The sequence below is a fragment of the Carboxylicivirga marina genome (genome assembly GCF_016612505.1).
GTDB lineage: Bacteria > Bacteroidota > Bacteroidia > Bacteroidales > Marinilabiliaceae > Carboxylicivirga > Carboxylicivirga marina.
Window position 1 is genome coordinate 138,252 of sequence record NZ_JAENRR010000004.1, and the last position, 15,581, is coordinate 153,832.

Annotated in this window: 15 protein-coding genes; 6 read left to right on the forward strand and 9 right to left on the reverse strand. The window is 37.6% G+C overall.

What is annotated here, in order from left to right; all coding sequences use genetic code 11:
• Nucleotides 1–5 precede the first annotated feature (5 nt).
• From JIV24_RS02890 to JIV24_RS02920, 7 genes are read right to left on the reverse strand one after another with little or no spacing between them, the layout of a single operon-like run.
• Entirely contained in the window at nt 6–455 is a 450-nt protein-coding gene (locus JIV24_RS02890) for a chemotaxis protein CheW (RefSeq protein WP_200463500.1), read from the reverse strand.
• A 2-nt stretch (nt 456–457) separates the two neighbouring features.
• The gene (locus JIV24_RS02895) at nt 458–2,497 is read right to left on the reverse strand and encodes a chemotaxis protein CheA (protein WP_200463501.1); all 2,040 of its coding nucleotides are present in this window, start codon (nt 2,495–2,497) and stop codon (nt 458–460) included.
• Nucleotides 2,498–2,508: 11 nt separating this feature from the next.
• Entirely contained in the window at nt 2,509–2,874 is a 366-nt protein-coding gene (locus JIV24_RS02900; protein ID WP_200463502.1) for an Hpt domain-containing protein, read from the reverse strand.
• Nucleotide 2,875: 1 nt separating this feature from the next.
• On the reverse strand, nt 2,876–3,241 hold the full coding sequence (locus JIV24_RS02905) for a response regulator (RefSeq protein ID WP_200463503.1): 366 nt from the start codon (nt 3,239–3,241) through the stop codon (nt 2,876–2,878).
• Between the two features lie 28 nt (nt 3,242–3,269).
• Complete coding sequence (locus tag JIV24_RS02910; RefSeq protein WP_200463504.1) at nt 3,270–3,581, reverse strand: STAS domain-containing protein; 312 nt, start codon at nt 3,579–3,581, stop codon at nt 3,270–3,272.
• Between the two features lie 10 nt (nt 3,582–3,591).
• Nucleotides 3,592–5,325 (reverse strand): methyl-accepting chemotaxis protein, encoded by a 1,734-nt coding sequence (locus JIV24_RS02915; protein ID WP_200463505.1) that lies wholly within the window; start codon nt 5,323–5,325, stop codon nt 3,592–3,594.
• Between the two features lie 8 nt (nt 5,326–5,333).
• Nucleotides 5,334–5,846: a YfiR family protein gene (locus JIV24_RS02920; RefSeq protein WP_200463506.1), complete on the reverse strand. Its 513-nt coding sequence runs from the start codon at nt 5,844–5,846 to the stop codon at nt 5,334–5,336.
• Between the two features lie 218 nt (nt 5,847–6,064).
• On the opposite strand from JIV24_RS02920, the gene JIV24_RS02925 reads away from it, so the two are divergent.
• The 6 genes from JIV24_RS02925 (at nt 6,065) to JIV24_RS02950 (ending at nt 13,479) form a co-directional block, all read left to right on the forward strand.
• Nucleotides 6,065–7,114 (forward strand): RidA family protein, encoded by a 1,050-nt coding sequence (locus JIV24_RS02925; RefSeq protein WP_200463507.1) that lies wholly within the window; start codon nt 6,065–6,067, stop codon nt 7,112–7,114.
• 70 nt (nt 7,115–7,184) lie between these two features.
• Nucleotides 7,185–9,587 (forward strand): efflux RND transporter permease subunit, encoded by a 2,403-nt coding sequence (locus JIV24_RS02930; RefSeq protein WP_200463508.1) that lies wholly within the window; start codon nt 7,185–7,187, stop codon nt 9,585–9,587.
• 10 nt (nt 9,588–9,597) lie between these two features.
• Nucleotides 9,598–10,572 (forward strand): polyprenyl synthetase family protein, encoded by a 975-nt coding sequence (locus JIV24_RS02935; RefSeq protein WP_200463509.1) that lies wholly within the window; start codon nt 9,598–9,600, stop codon nt 10,570–10,572.
• A 34-nt stretch (nt 10,573–10,606) separates the two neighbouring features.
• Entirely contained in the window at nt 10,607–12,121 is a 1,515-nt protein-coding gene (gene atpD / locus JIV24_RS02940; protein WP_200463510.1) for a F0F1 ATP synthase subunit beta, read from the forward strand.
• On the forward strand, nt 12,121–12,375 hold the full coding sequence (gene atpC, locus JIV24_RS02945) for an ATP synthase F1 subunit epsilon (protein ID WP_200463511.1): 255 nt from the start codon (nt 12,121–12,123) through the stop codon (nt 12,373–12,375). Before atpD ends, atpC begins: the two co-directional genes overlap by 1 nt.
• Before the next feature lie 87 nt (nt 12,376–12,462).
• On the forward strand, nt 12,463–13,479 hold the full coding sequence (locus JIV24_RS02950; RefSeq protein WP_200463512.1) for a glycosyltransferase family 9 protein: 1,017 nt from the start codon (nt 12,463–12,465) through the stop codon (nt 13,477–13,479).
• Nucleotide 13,480: 1 nt separating this feature from the next.
• On the opposite strand, the gene JIV24_RS02955 is transcribed toward JIV24_RS02950, so the two are convergent.
• Nucleotides 13,481–14,101, reverse strand: coding sequence for an ankyrin repeat domain-containing protein (locus tag JIV24_RS02955; protein ID WP_200463513.1), 621 nt, complete (start codon nt 14,099–14,101; stop codon nt 13,481–13,483).
• A gap of 239 nt (nt 14,102–14,340) precedes the next feature.
• A complete protein-coding gene (locus tag JIV24_RS02960; protein ID WP_200463514.1) occupies nt 14,341–15,519 on the reverse strand; it encodes a T9SS type A sorting domain-containing protein in 1,179 nt (392 codons plus the stop codon).
• Nucleotides 15,520–15,581: the final 62 nt, after the last annotated feature.

Sequence of the window (15,581 nt, forward strand, 5' to 3'; positions counted from 1 at the left end):
GGTGCTTATTTTTCAATTTCTTGTACTACTTCAGTTAAATCAATGATATGAATAAACTCTTCATTTTTATGAAGGCTGCCCGTAAAGCTGTGTACCAATCCGGTATTACCATTAATTACTGATTCTTTAATCTCAGATTCGTCAAGGTCAAATACTTCTTTGACTCCATCAACGACTAAACCAAGCAACGAATCTTTTTTATCATCATCAGACACTACAATAACAGCAGTATCCTGTCCGTTTTCGATATTTTCAATGCCCATCATAACGCGCATATCGGCAATAGGAATAATATTACCATGCAGGTTGATAACACCAAGTAAATAATCTTTGGTATTGGGCACCCAAGTAACTTTGTCGAACTCAAGAATATTACGAACCTTCAGAGTATCGAACGCAAACACTTCTTTATTGATCAAAAACGATATAATCGATGTCATTTGTTCCTTCATCATTGTTAATTCTTAGTTCGATATTTCTTAATAGCGTTATTATGAATCAAGCGATTCGTATCAATTACCAAAGCAATGGTTCCATCACCCATAATCGATGCCCCTGAAATATTTTCCTGCTTTTTAAGGAAACGGCCTAAAGGCTTCACTACTGTTTGGTATTCACCAATAACCTGATCAACTAATAATCCTACTTTTCTATCTTCGTACTTAACCAATATTAACTGCTCGGTACCCTTATTGCCTAGTTCAGTGTCAAAAGTTTCGCGTAAATCGATGAAAGGATATTGCTCTTCATCAATGTTAACCACATGGTTAAACGTTTTACCAAACGAAACGGTGTCAAGCGCAAAAATCTTCTCAATATTGGCAATTGGAATAACGTATTGATTCTTATTGACTTTTACCAATAGACCGTCGATAATTGATAAGGTCATTGGTAACTCCAATGTTAATGTCGTTCCTTTTCCTATTTCAGAATCTAAGGACACTTCACCACGAATCTCCCCAATTTTCTTTTTCACCACATCCATACCAACACCACGGCCTGATACATCGGTTACTTCTTCTTTGGTTGAGAAACCACTGAGGAATACCAGTTCGAATATTTCTTTGCGAGATAATTCGGTATTGGCGTCAATCAAACCTTTAGAAATGGCCTTATTGCGAATAAATTCCGGATCAATTCCTTTACCATCATCCATTAACTCAACCATTACGCTGGCACCTGAATAGTAGGCTTTAAAAAGAATGGTTCCTTTGGGCGATTTACCACTTTTAATACGCTCATCAGGCATTTCAATACCATGATCGACCGCATTACGTATAATGTGCAATAAAGGATCGGTTAAGTGCTCAATAATATTTTTATCAAGCTCAATATCACCACCTTCAATTACAAATTCTATGTCTTTATCTAATTCCTTCGAAAGGTCACGAACCAATCGCTGGAATCGCATTAATTCACTCTGAAGCGGAATTAGGCTTATCGAGAATGCATTGTCGCGTAACTGTCGGCTCAGCTTTTGAATATTTTCTGCTAAGGCTAAAACAGCAGGGTTACCATCATTTTCGGCAAATAGATTAAGCTGTGCCTGAATAGTAACCAACTCACTCACCAGATTAACCAACTCATCAATTTTAGTAGAGTTAACTCTGATGCTTGATATTTTGTGCTCTTTAAGCTGAACCTTCTTTTTGGCATCTTTCTTTTCCGCTCCACCTTTATTAGCACTTGACTTACTAACAAGTTCTTCTTTTGTTAATAACTTCTGAAGCTTTGCAGCCTCATCCATTGCAGAAATAATGCTATCTGAAGCTAAAAGATTGCCACTACTGATTTCATCAATAGAGATTTCGCATTCATCTTCAACAAAAATGAAAACATCTTTAATGTCATTGATTGATTCACTAGTGTTAAGGAGCACTTGCCAGTGGCAATAGCTATTAACCGGATTGAAGTTGCTTAAGGCAGGAACTGATTCGTGAAAAGCGATGACTTTTGCATCTCCCATGGCATGAAGATCATCTAACAGATAAAATGGATTGGTTCCATTTTTAAGAATCTCTTCATTAGGCTTAATTTTGATCAAAAATGTTTTTGATCCGTCATCTTTAATTTCTGGCACTTTTACTTTCGCCGGTGCAGGCATGCTTGCAGTGGACTCGCTATTCGACATGCGCTGTACACGTTGAATAAAAGTGGCCTGATTTGCTAACTCTTCCTCATCTTCAACATCGCCCACTTCTAACATGTGTTTGATATGGTCAATTGATTCAAAGGTTAGCGAAATAATATCTTCTGTTACACTCAGCTTGTTATTTCGAATCAGGTCAAATACTGTTTCGAGATGGTGTGTGAACTCACTTAATTGGTTAAAGCCAAACATTGCACCGCCACCCTTAAGTGTGTGCATCGCCCTAAAAATACGTTCAATTATTTCACTGTTTGACGTATCTTTCTCAAGAAGCAACAATGCCTCTTCCAGGTCGTGAACATTGTCGTTTGACTCTTCTACAAATTTTGCCTTAAACTTATCAATCATTGTTTGTGCTTTTAACCAGTGATAGTGTTAAAATAGTCTATCAAAACCTTCTGTTCTTTTTCTGTTTTAGGCAAGTGAGCTTCTTCTGTTTTAAGCATTTGTTGTAACATCGACACGGCCGATTTAGTTTTCTCAACCAAATTACCATTTACCTCGATGTTATTATTTAATACCTCTTTGTAGGCCTGTTCAATTGGCGTTGCAACGACAGATAACTCGTTAAACCCTACCATAGGAGCTGTACCTTTGATGTTGTGCATAGTTCTCACAACCTTTTCAAGCGCATTGTGCGATAATTGATTTGGTTGCCTTAGTTCGTGCTCCAGCTCAGCCAGGTTATCAGATGTTTCTTTGATAAAAATATTCTTAACTCTCATCTTATCTTAAGACACGCGAAATTGCGCTTAACAACTTAGCCGGAACGAAAGGTTTAATAATCCACCCTGTTGCACCTGCCTGCTTGGCTTCCATCTTTTTTGAAGCTTGCGATTCGGTTGTTAAGAATAAAATTGGAATATGTTTATATGCTTCAATCTCTCTGATTTTACGGATTAACCCTAAACCATCAAGATTAGGCATGTGAAGGTCGGTGATAACAATATCAATCGTTCTACCATCCAGGAACTTTTGTGCATCTTCGCCATCAACTCCTACTAACACTTCATAACCTTCGTTTTGCAGGGTAAAGTTGACCACTTCGCGGATACTTTCCGAATCATCAACGATAAGAACTGTTTTAGCCATAATTTATTTTTCTAGTTATATTTTTTGATTAATTAAGAACGTAACTAAATCCTGAATTTTTTATTAAAGTCTGAAGTTCAGCTTTTAACTCAGCATTTATGGATGTTTTTTTACCATTGGCCTTTAGTGTTGCTTTTAACGATAGTAATAACTGTATAAAAGTAACATCAACACTATCGGGATTATCGATTTCAATTTGCAGGTCTTTATCGCTTTTTAAACCACTTTTCATTGCTTCGATAATCTTTTCGATATGATTGATAATAAGCTGACCCGAAAAACGAATAATCGATTTTTCGGGTAGCTCATCATGAATAACTGTATATGGTAAATTCGCCATTTGTAACGTCTTAGAATTTCTCGTAATTATCTAAATCAAAATCTTTGTCGAAATTCGAAAAAGGATTTTCAGGCTGCGGTTGTGATTTACCAGTACTCTTTGGCGTCACTTTTTTCACTTCCTTTTTAGCCATTTTTGATTCTTCAGCTTTCACTTGTTGTTTCGCAACTCTCCCCGCTGTTTTTTTAACTGGCGCAGACTTTTTCTTGTCTATCTTAAAGTAACTAACTGCATCGTTAAGATTATCGGCCAAGTTAGCCAATTGATCGGAGCTTTGCGTTAACTCATCGGATGATGACGCATTTTCCTGCGTAATCATGTTAAGCTGTTGCATAGCCAGATTTATTTGCTCAGCACCAGTTTTCTGCTCCATACTAGCGGCAGATATTTCCTTAATCAACTGCGTTGTTTTTTCAATATCTGGTACTAAAGCTTTTGATTTCTCACCAGCTTCTGTCGATACTTTTAAACCTGTTGATACCAAGGATACAATTTCGTCGGCAGCTGATTTACTTCGCTCAGCCAACTTACGTACTTCGGCAGCAACAACAGAGAAACCGCGACCATGCTCACCTGCTCGTGCAGCTTCCACAGCGGCATTCAGTGCTAAAATATTTGTCTGAAAAGCAATATCGCTAATGATGGTAATCTTCTCCGAAACATCTTTCATTACTTTAGCGGCTTGCGATGACAATTCATCAGCAACGCTAACATCCTTAGCCGTTTCAACTGTAATTTTTTCTGTTTGAATCGAGTTATCCGTATTCTGGTCGATATTGGCAACCATCTCCTCAATTGAAGTTGACACCTCTTCGGCTGATGCGGCCTGATCGGCTGAACCTTTAGATAACTGCAATGAGCTTGACTTTAACTGCGTACTTGAAGTTACCAAATCATCAGCATTCGACTTAATGGTATTTACAGTATTCTTCAAGTTATCGGCCATAGCAACCAAGGCTTTGGCTAAATCACCAATTTCATCGTTTTGTTCAACATCAACTGTTGCAGTAAGGTCACCCTCACCAATAGCCTTTGCAAATGTTACCCCTTTGTTAAGTGGTGCCACTATGGTGTTGTAAAGTAGGTATGCTGTAACTAATGCACCAGCAATAACTAAAAGACTCATAATGATAATTACCCACTGCAGTACAGTAAAGCTACCATTACTGTCAGTCAAAGCCTGATTGGATGCATCATCATACTTAGTAGCCAACTCCTTGATTAAAGCATCAACTTCTTCGGTAAGTGTAATAATTTCGCCACCGTCCTGAACCTTATCTTCTGTCTCAAACTTAATCATTACATCTTCATAAGCTTCAAAAGAGTTCAGGCTGCTCATTACATATTTCTGAATCTGAAACAGTGTATCGACATCATTGATAATATGATTTAACGCATCAACATCTTCTTTATCCTTCCAGTCATTGCTAAGAGCAAGTAATTCTTCTTTTAACTGAGGAAAATCTTTGGTGTGAAGATCCTTTAAACGAATCTTATCAGGCGTATCGGTTTGAATATCGATAAAAACCCAACTTCGAATTAACATCTTACTGTCAATAACTAAATCGCTCAATCCATTCAACTTCTCAGATGATGGTGAGTATACCTCCGTCAATTCGCGGTTCTTACTCTTGCTGCCAGTCAGCGTATAAAAGCTCCACGCCCCTTGAGCTATAATAAGCACCAAGATAATTCCGAAGCCAGCTAACAATTTTTGGGCAATATTCAGTTTGATGTTTTTCATTTTACTCCTTATAAGCTAATTGCATTTGACATCCCCTCGAGCTTTGAGCTAACCTGTAAACCAAACTTAGCTGCATTGGCTTTATGGATTTCAAATTTAAGTTTATCCTCTCTAACCACAAAGTTTATCATCGAACCTGAATTACAAGCCCCCTCTGACTCTGTTATTATCAAGGTACTACCCCCGTTAACTTTATCAACAATTGTTGACGCGTGCTTACCAAAATTAACATTTGATGAAACATACACTACCTGACAGTCCACCACTTCTTCTGGTGATTTAAACTGTTTAATTACCACATTCTGGAAACCAAACTTTTTGCCAGCGGATAGCTTAGACATCCAATCTGCAATTTCTTTATCGCGTACAACACCGATCACAAAATCCCCCTCTTTAGCTGTTTCTGTCCAGCCAATATGTCGGATAAAACTTAAGGTAAACACTGACTTAAATTTTGCTACCTGGGCCTGTCCGACCATTGGCAACAATGTTAAAGCCAAAAAGAAAATAATCTTTTTCATAACAAATCTGTCCTACAAAAATTCAACATCTTAATGCGCTTTGGTACGCACCAGACAATATTAAGTTTCTTTTTCACTGAATATTTTTGCTTTTAAAGCATAAAGAAACCTAATTGATTAAATTTATTTAGGTCATTTCACTTAACTTTGCTTCGTTTAAATCATGTCCCAAACATACCATCAAATAGTTATACAAATCAGTAATTACAGCTATTATAATGAAATACACTTCATTAAAAATTGATTCGAACCTGTTTTACATGGATAAAGCAGATGAGATTACAAAAGAAATTCTATCGCTTTTATCGGATTTAAATATTTCTACGCTTTCAATTGTTAAAATAGAATGCATTTTGCCGGTGCATACTCCCGATGAGCTAGTTACATGCTCAGAGGCTTTTAGTTCAGTTCTTCAAACAGTTTTTGAAAAACAGCAACCTGCCAACACACTTCTTGCACAAGAACTAATAAACTCAAATAACAAAGCCATGTTGCGCTTTACCATTTGTGATGATCATGAAACCAAGATCGAATATAAAGAATTTCAGAAGCACAATTATTGTCTTTTAACAAAGCTTGATGAAAAGGTACTTGTTAGTGGAGGCATTCATTTTCAGAGCTCGAGCGATGCACTTCGTTCTGTTCAGCAAACATTTGACTTTGTTGAGCAACTTCTTGACCATGAAGAAATGCATTTTGGCCACATAGCACACCAAAGCAATTATCTGTCAGATATCCAGAGCGACAATAAAGATCCTTTAACGGGCTGGACTACAATACAAACCATCGAAGAGATTCGGAGCTTATATTACGATCCGAATTTGTTTAAGCATGGTTATCCATTGCAAGTCATTAATCATATTCAAACAGAAGATTTCATCACTGATTTTATTGCTGCTTACAAAGATGGTTTTCCAACGGCACAATTTGATCAGAATGACTCATCGGAGCAGACACAAAGCTGCTATATACGAGGCTTAAATCAAGTATTTGTTAATCCAACGATTGATGAAGCATGTTCTTCAAGTGAGGAGCAATTAAATACAGCCCTGAAAAACATTAAGGAAATTTTAAAGGCATCGACCAAACAAACCAGCGATGTATTTGAAGAAATTAAAATAACAATTGCCAATAAAAACGACTTTGAAATTATCGAACAACTTGTCGCAAAATCAGTTGATACTAATAAGTTAAGTTTATTTGCTGGTCCGTTAAAAGATGCCTCATTAAAAGTAAGCATAGAGGCCATTGCTACAATTGTCAGATAAATACTAAATCATTGCCGATCATACCCTTTTTACCTATTTTCGCACAACTATAAAAGGAGAAGAATAACAGATGTGGATTAATATAGCACGCTTTATACTGCGTAACCGAATTGCAATTTTAGTTGCTTTATTGGCAATAACTATCTTCATGGGAATAATGTCGCGACGTATTGAAATGTCGTATCAATATGCCCCACTGCTACCTGAAGATGACCCAACATACCTTGAATACCAAGATTTCCTAAGTATTTACGGCAATGAAGGTAATATGGTTATTGTAGGTGTTGAAAATGAAGATTTCTTTGAGCTGAATGACTTTAATACCTGGCAAGAATTCTCTGAATCACTTTTAAAAATTGATGGTGTCACCTCTGTTTTTTCAGTTGGACAGTCGTACAATCTCAAAAAGAACAGTAAAAAGAAACACTTTGAGATAGCCCCTATTTTTCCGGAACGAGTAAAGTACCAAACAGAGTTAGATTCTTTAAAAGAAGTATTTTACAGCCTACCTTTTTACAAAGAATTGCTATATAATGAGGATGCCTATTTGTTAGCCATATCATTAGACGACGAAATATTACACAGTAAAGCACGTGTAAAACTGATTGAAGAAATTCAAAAAGCAGGCCTGCAATTTGTCGAAGATAGCAAGCGCGAATTGCATTACTCTGGATTACCATACATACGCGTAGTAACAGCAGAAATGATTAAGAAAGAGCTCAATATGTTCATTTTTCTGGCATTGGGCATTACAGCACTAATCATCTTCCTGTTCTTTCGTTCTTTTAAAGTAGTTATGTTCTCCATGTTAGTGGTTGGTGTAGCTGTCATTTGGGCTCTAGGTATTCAAGCACTTTTTGGCTATAAAATCACCATCTTAACAGGAATGATTCCGCCGCTCATCATCGTTATCGGCATTCCTAATTCGGTTTTCCTCCTTAATAAATACCATCAGGAATACCGAAAGCATAAAAACAAAATTAAAGCCTTACAGCGCGTTATTCGTAAGATTGGTAATGCTACATTCTTAACTAACTTAACTACCGCATCGGGTTTTGCCACCTTTATTTTTACAAGTAGTAAAATACTGGTTGAATTTGGTGTAATTGCTGCCATCAACATTATGGTAGTTTTTGTCTTATCAATTCTTTTAATTCCGATTATATTTAGCTTTTTAGATGGTCCTAAGGAACGTCACCTTAATCATCTCGACAATCAGATTATTGGTAAAGCTGTTGACGGTTTAGTAAAAATCTCGCTTAACCATCGAACCAAGGTTTATTGGGTGGCGGGAATCATGTTGTTTTTAGGCATCATTGGCATTTTAAAAATTAAAACTACGGGTTACATGCTCGATGATATTCCACATGATGACCCCTTGTATGTTGACTTAAAGTTCTTTGAAGAGAATTTTAACGGACTGATGCCATTGGAATTAATGATTGACACCAAAAAGCCTAATGGTGCTATTACTGGCAGTAACCTTAAACGTATGGATAAACTTCAGGAAGAGCTGAAGGAATTCGATGCTATCTCTCACCCTTTATCCATGGTTGAAGTAGTTAAATTTGCTCGCCAAGCATTCTATAATGGTAAGCAAAGCCATTATAGAGTACCAAGTAATCAGGAGCGTAACTTTATTCTGTCGTATGTAAATCGGAGTAATACGGGAGATACTAACAATGGCCTGGTCACTACTTTTATAGACTCAACTAAGCAGCGTGCCCGCCTGAGCTTTCGAATGAAAGACATTGGCACATCTGAAATGGCTATTCTGGATGAGAAAATCCGAGAGACCATCACCAAAGTTTTTCCTGCTGAAAAGTATTATACCTCTTTAACTGGAGCCAGCGTTGTCTTTTTTAAAGGAACTGATTATTTGGTTCGAAACCTGTTTACGAGTTTATTGCTAGCAGTGGTATTAATTGCCTCCTTTATGGCCTGGATGTTCTCATCCAAGCGGATGGTATTGGTTTCTTTAATTCCAAATATCTTCCCACTGATAATGACAGCTGCCTTAATGGGGTACTTTCAAATACCTATCAAACCTTCAACTATACTAGTATTTAGTATAGCCTTTGGTATAAGTGTAGATGATACCATTCACTATCTGGCCAAATACAGGCAGGAGTTATCAGAAACCAATTGGAGTATTCGTGCAGCTGTGGTTCTGGCGCTTAAAGAAACAGGCGTGAGTATGATTTACACATCAATCATATTATTCTTTGGCTTTGGTATTTTTAGTGTATCACAATTTGGAGGAACAGTAGCCTTGGGTATTTTAGTAGCTGTGACACTTCTAATTGCACTGTTTTCTAACTTAATATTATTGCCGGCACTGTTGCTAACACTTGAGAAATCAATAACCAACCAATCGTTTAAAGAACCGCTTTTACAAATTTACGATGAAGATGAAGACATTGAGTTGGAAGATTTAAAAATTGAAACCAAAGAAGAAGTAAAACCGGAATAACACACATCATATGTACACAATATCAGACTTGCAAAAATTGGTTGAACAGGAATTGGAGAAACAACAGTTTGTTGTGGAGCCCAAAGGTCTTTACGAGCCAATCGAATATGTTATGGCGATGGGCGGAAAACGCATTCGTCCGACCTTATGCCTGTCAGCCTGCTATTTATTTAATGATGATATCAAAAAGGCTATGAAGCCAGGTATCTCACTCGAGATATTTCATAATTTCACATTGTTACACGACGACATAATGGACAATGCCGATGTTCGTCGCAATCAACCAACCGTACATAAAAAGTGGGACGAAAACACAGGTATATTATCTGGTGATGCCATGTTAATAAAAGCCTACCAGTATGCAGCCGAAATTGATGGTCAGCACCTGAAAAAAGTCCTGGATTTATTTAGTCAAACCGCCATTGAGGTATGCGAAGGACAGCAATACGATATGGAATTTGAAACACGCCATGATGTAAAGGTTGATGATTATTTAACCATGATTCGCCTAAAAACAGCGGTACTGTTAGCTGCTAGTTTAAAAACAGGTGCCATTATTGGAGGAGCCAGTGATAAAGATGCTGATTTACTTTATGAATTTGGTGAGAATATTGGCCTCGCTTTTCAGTTGCAAGATGACTTTTTAGATGTTTACGGTAACATAGAAACGTTTGGAAAAGCAATTGGTGGAGATATTGTAGCCAATAAGAAAACATTTTTACTACTTAATGCGTTACAATTGGCGTCGGGTTCATTGCACAAAGAACTGTTAACCTGGATTAATGCGGTTGATTTTAATGCTCACGAAAAAATAGAAGCTGTTCGTAAAATCTATAACTCACTAAAAGTTGATGAGTTAGCCAAAGAAAAGATGAATTTCTATTTTGAAAAAGCCATTGCATCATTGAATGAGGTTAAAGGTCGGGAAAGCATGAAAGAAGAATTACGTGAATTCGCTGTTAAGCTGATTCAACGTTCCCGATAACGAACATTAACAACGCGAGAATAATACGCATAGTATGGAAAAATTGGTTGGTACCATCATTCAAATTGTTGGTCCGGTTGTAGACGTTAGCTTCGAACTTAACGAACAGGAGCTACCAAACATCTTAGATGCTTTAGAAATTAAGCGTGAAGGGCACCCTTCAATTATCATTGAGTGCCAACTGCATATTGGCGAAAACACCATCCGATGTATCGCCATGGACTCTACTGATGGATTAACAAGAGGATTAGAAGTTAATCATCTGGGTAATCCGATTACGATGCCTGCAGGCGTAAATGTAAAAGGCCGCCTCTTAAATGTGGTTGGTAATGCTATTGATGGCATTGGCAACGTAACAAAAGAAGGTGGAAGCCCAATCCATAAAGATCCTCCATCATTCGTAGATTTATCAACCCAGGCCGAAATTCTTTATACAGGTATTAAGGTGGTTGACCTGATTGAACCATACGCTAAGGGTGGTAAAATTGGTTTGTTTGGTGGTGCCGGTGTTGGTAAAACAGTATTGATTCAGGAGTTAATAAACAACATTGCGAAAGGACACGATGGCCAATCTGTTTTTGCAGGGGTTGGAGAACGTACACGTGAAGGAAATGACCTCTTGCGTGAGATGATCGAATCAGGCATTGTTAACTATGGCGATGACTTTAAGGAAGACATGGAAAAAGGCGGTTGGGATTTATCTAAAGTTGATAAAGACGCCTTAGATACGTCTCAAGTTACCATGGTGTTTGGTCAGATGAATGAACCTCCCGGAGCTCGTGCTCGTGTAGCCTTATCGGCCTTAACCATTGCTGAAAGTTTCCGCGATGGCGATGGAACAGGTAGTGGTCGCGATGTACTGCTTTTTGTCGATAACATATTCCGTTTTACACAGGCTGGTTCTGAAGTATCAGCTCTATTAGGTCGTATGCCTTCAGCGGTGGGTTATCAGCCTACTCTGTCATCAGAAATGGGAGCTCTTCAAGAGCGAATAGCATCGACCAAGCATGGCTCAATTACATCGGTTCAGGCCGTTTATGTGCCCGCCGATGACTTAACGGATCCTGCTCCGGCAACAACATTTGCCCACCTAGATGCTAAAACCGTATTAAGTCGAAAAATTGCTGAGTTAGGTATTTACCCTGCGGTGGATCCTTTGGATTCAACCTCTCGTATGCTAACACCTGAGATTGTAGGTGATGACCATTACAATACAGCACAGGCAGTAATCGAGATTCTACAACGCTATAAAGAGCTTCAAGATATTATTGCCATTCTGGGTATGGAAGAATTATCTGAGGAAGATAAACTAGTTGTTCACCGTGCACGTCGTGTTCAGCGCTTCTTATCGCAACCATTCCATGTAGCCGAACAATTTACAGGCTTGAAAGGTGTATTCGTTTCCATCGAAGATACCATTAAAGGTTTTAAGATGATTTTGAAAGGCGAAGTTGATGAATATCCTGAAGCAGCTTTTAACCTGGTAGGCACAATTGAAGAAGCCATCGCAAAAGGAAAACAATTATTGGAACAAGCTAAATCAGCCTAATGGAAGATCTGCATTGTGAAATAGTAACACCTGAAAAAGTGATTTATGATGCACCTGTTGGCTTGGTAACGGTTCCGGGCGATAAGGGTAAATTCACATTACTGAAGAATCACGCACCTATTATTTCTGTTCTTACCGAAGGACAAATTCGAGTGATAGGAAAAACAGGCCATGAACAGTATTTTAATTGTGTGAGCGGTGTTTTAGAATGTGAAAACAATAAAATAACCATCCTCATTCATAAAGGAGCTTAATAGCTTTATTATATTACCAGAATTAAATCCCGGCATTACGTCGGGATTTTTTTATTTTTGCGCTTTGTAGACATTGAACATCAAATTATGAAGATCCTTATCATACGATTAAGCTCAATTGGCGATATTATTCATTGCATGTCTGTTGTTACAGGCATAAAAAATAAATTTCCACATGCTGAGATTCACTGGGTGGTGCGCTCTGACATGGAATCGTTGACTAAAATTGACCCTCGAATCTCTAAAATTTGGGCATTTGATCGCAAAGAAGGATTTGGAGGTGTTTTTAAATTAGGGGCAAAACTGAAAAAAGAGAAGTTTGACCTTATCTATGATGCCCACAGCAACATCCGTTCAAATATTTTCAAACTTGTTTTGTGCCCATTTGGACTCTGCAATTTGTTTAAAAAGAATAAACTGGTTACTCGTCACAAAGATCGTTTTAAACGCTTTCTGCTTTTTAATTTTGGCATTAATAAATTGCCAAAGCCTTTTAGAGCGCTCGCTTCATTTCAAACGCCACTTCAAAAATGGGGTGTTAATGAGTTTAATACGCCCTTTGACAAATGGAATTTCCCACATGAAACGGAAGAAAAGATTAATACACTTGTATTAAAAAACATACCACAAGGACAAAATTGGGTTACATTAGTTCCATCGGCGGCATGGGAATTAAAGCGTTGGCCAGTTGAATACTGGCAGCAATTAGTTCAGTTGCGCGAAGATTTGCATTTTGTAGTACTTGGCGGACCAGGTGATACATTCTGCGAAGATATTAAAGCAGCAGCTCCAAATAGGGTCATTAATCTGGCTGGTCAAACATCTTTAATGGAGAGTTTCTGTGCAGTATGGCATTCGCCTTATGTCATTAGTGGTGATACTGGCTTTTTACACGCTGCCGACCTGTTTCAGAAACCTGGTCAGGCCATTATCGGTCCTACTGCATTTGGGTATCCATCTAACCCCAAAATGAAAATAATGGAAGTAGATTTACCTTGCCGACCATGTACTAAAGATGGCAGTACTGCCTGTAAGATAAAAGAAAAGAAGAAATGCCTTATGGACATTTCCCCGCGTATGGTTGCTGATACTATCAGTTTTTAACTTATTTCATATTAGCTTGAAGGTATTCAATGGTAGCGGTATGGCCCTTTGATTTTGCAAAATCAAGTGCGGATTCCCCATCGGTGTCAACTTTGCTCAAATCAGCACCATTGGCTACTAAAAGTTTAATGACCTGGAGCTGACCTTCACCGGCAGCAAACATCACAGGTGTCCAGTTTTCATGACCATCAATCGCATTAACATCAGCTCCTGCCTTAATTAGCACTTCAACAGCCTGTTCAAATGGTCCGGTACAGGCAAACATAAGCGCTGTTCTATTTAAGCTTTCAACAGCATCAATTTTTGCGCCCTTTTCAATCAAGAATTTAAGAATATGATGATGCCCATTATAAGCTGCTAACATTAATGCTGTATAGCCATTCTCATTACGAGACTCGATATCAATCCCCGACTCTACAGCCTCTTGCACCGGCTCAATATTACCATTCAGTGCCGAATCAAAATAATTTGCCATATTAACTTGTAGTGCTTTTGCCCCTTCAGAAACTTGTATTTCTGTACTCTCTTCCTGCTTAGTTTTATTCTTATTTGGCGATTGGCAAGCAATTCCAACACACATGATTGCTACTAAACCAATGTAATATTTCTTGTTCCTATTCATACCTGAGTTTTAAGTTTAAAACGAAAGTACTGCTTTTGTGCCATAAAAATGTCTATTTGATAAGAAGATATCTATGTCGGAAAGCATATCAAATACACAAAAACAATATCGACAAATGAATTCAGTTTTGAATAGCTTTTTAATTTACTCGGTACATAGAGATTAAACTCATTAAGTTTGAAGATGTACAAGTTAATACTTAGATAAGTAACGATAATACTCTAAAACGAGAAATGCAATCATCTTTGAATAACAAACCTTATGGCTACACGCTGATTTTCGTTCTGAATTAAAGCGATGTAGAAACCTTGGGATAGATTTTCGACTGAATAATTAACAGCTGTTAATCGTCGCGTTACCAAACACTCTCCCAATAGATTAAATATCGAGAGTGTCGATTTTTGAACTAATTCGTCACTAATCACAAGTTGTTTTTTGTGACTATCATAAATCAATCTGGTTTGAGATTGATTGTCTGAAATAGCAGTACTTATTCCATCCCAACCTGCAAGGCGAGCAAGTATCCACCACATAGCATAGGCTTTTCTGTTAGATGTTATGTACTGTGTGGTATGAGATCCGTATTCCACTTCACCACCTGGTGTAGCCTTGTTCTCAAAATAATCTGCCCCCAAAATATTATCCAATTGATAATCCTTATTATAATTACCACCATATATTCTGGAATCGCCATCATCACTTGCATCTTCGTAATAGTTGTCCTGCATACAATAACTATCAATACTATAATAATCAAGGCAGAAATATCCATTGTGTTGGCAATAATTAGTTATTAAATCTGCTTGATTCTTTGGCTTCCCTTCACCAATATTATTATCTGCATTAGCATGTCCGGTCATAAAAATAAAATGAACAGGTACTGACCTTTGATTCGGTCCATGCCCAATTTTAGTACCTCCAAATCCATACTCATCAATTAAAGTCTGCATTCCTGGCAAATAATTTCCTTCAACATCATGATCTTCAATATTACACCAACTCCACATGACTATATTAACCAATGCATTGTTTTCATCGTCCAGATAATTACGTGTGGCTTGTATAAATGCTGTTTCATTTCTACTTAGATCAGATGCATCAGTATTAGCTTCGGCATAGTTTTCAATGGCATAATCATAGATTGTAAGTTTATTATATTCCTCAATATTTCTACTTATGGAGAATAAGTCTTCATCACCAGCTTTATAATCAGGAAGCCCAAACAGCCCATATGTAACATGAGTTCCATGCGAAGTATGCTGATAAGCAATGTTAAAATCTTGCCGTGCCTTATTGATATACTCCAAAGGAATGCCTCGAATGACTTCTTCTTTTGCAACTTGATAACCGGCAATATACTGCTGTGCAACACAATAATGACCAATAAAATAGATAAAGAACAAGAGACTAAGTTTCATGACTATAGTGTTATTACCTCTAAGTAGTGAGTATTCATGAAAATGTCAATAGGAAACGTAAT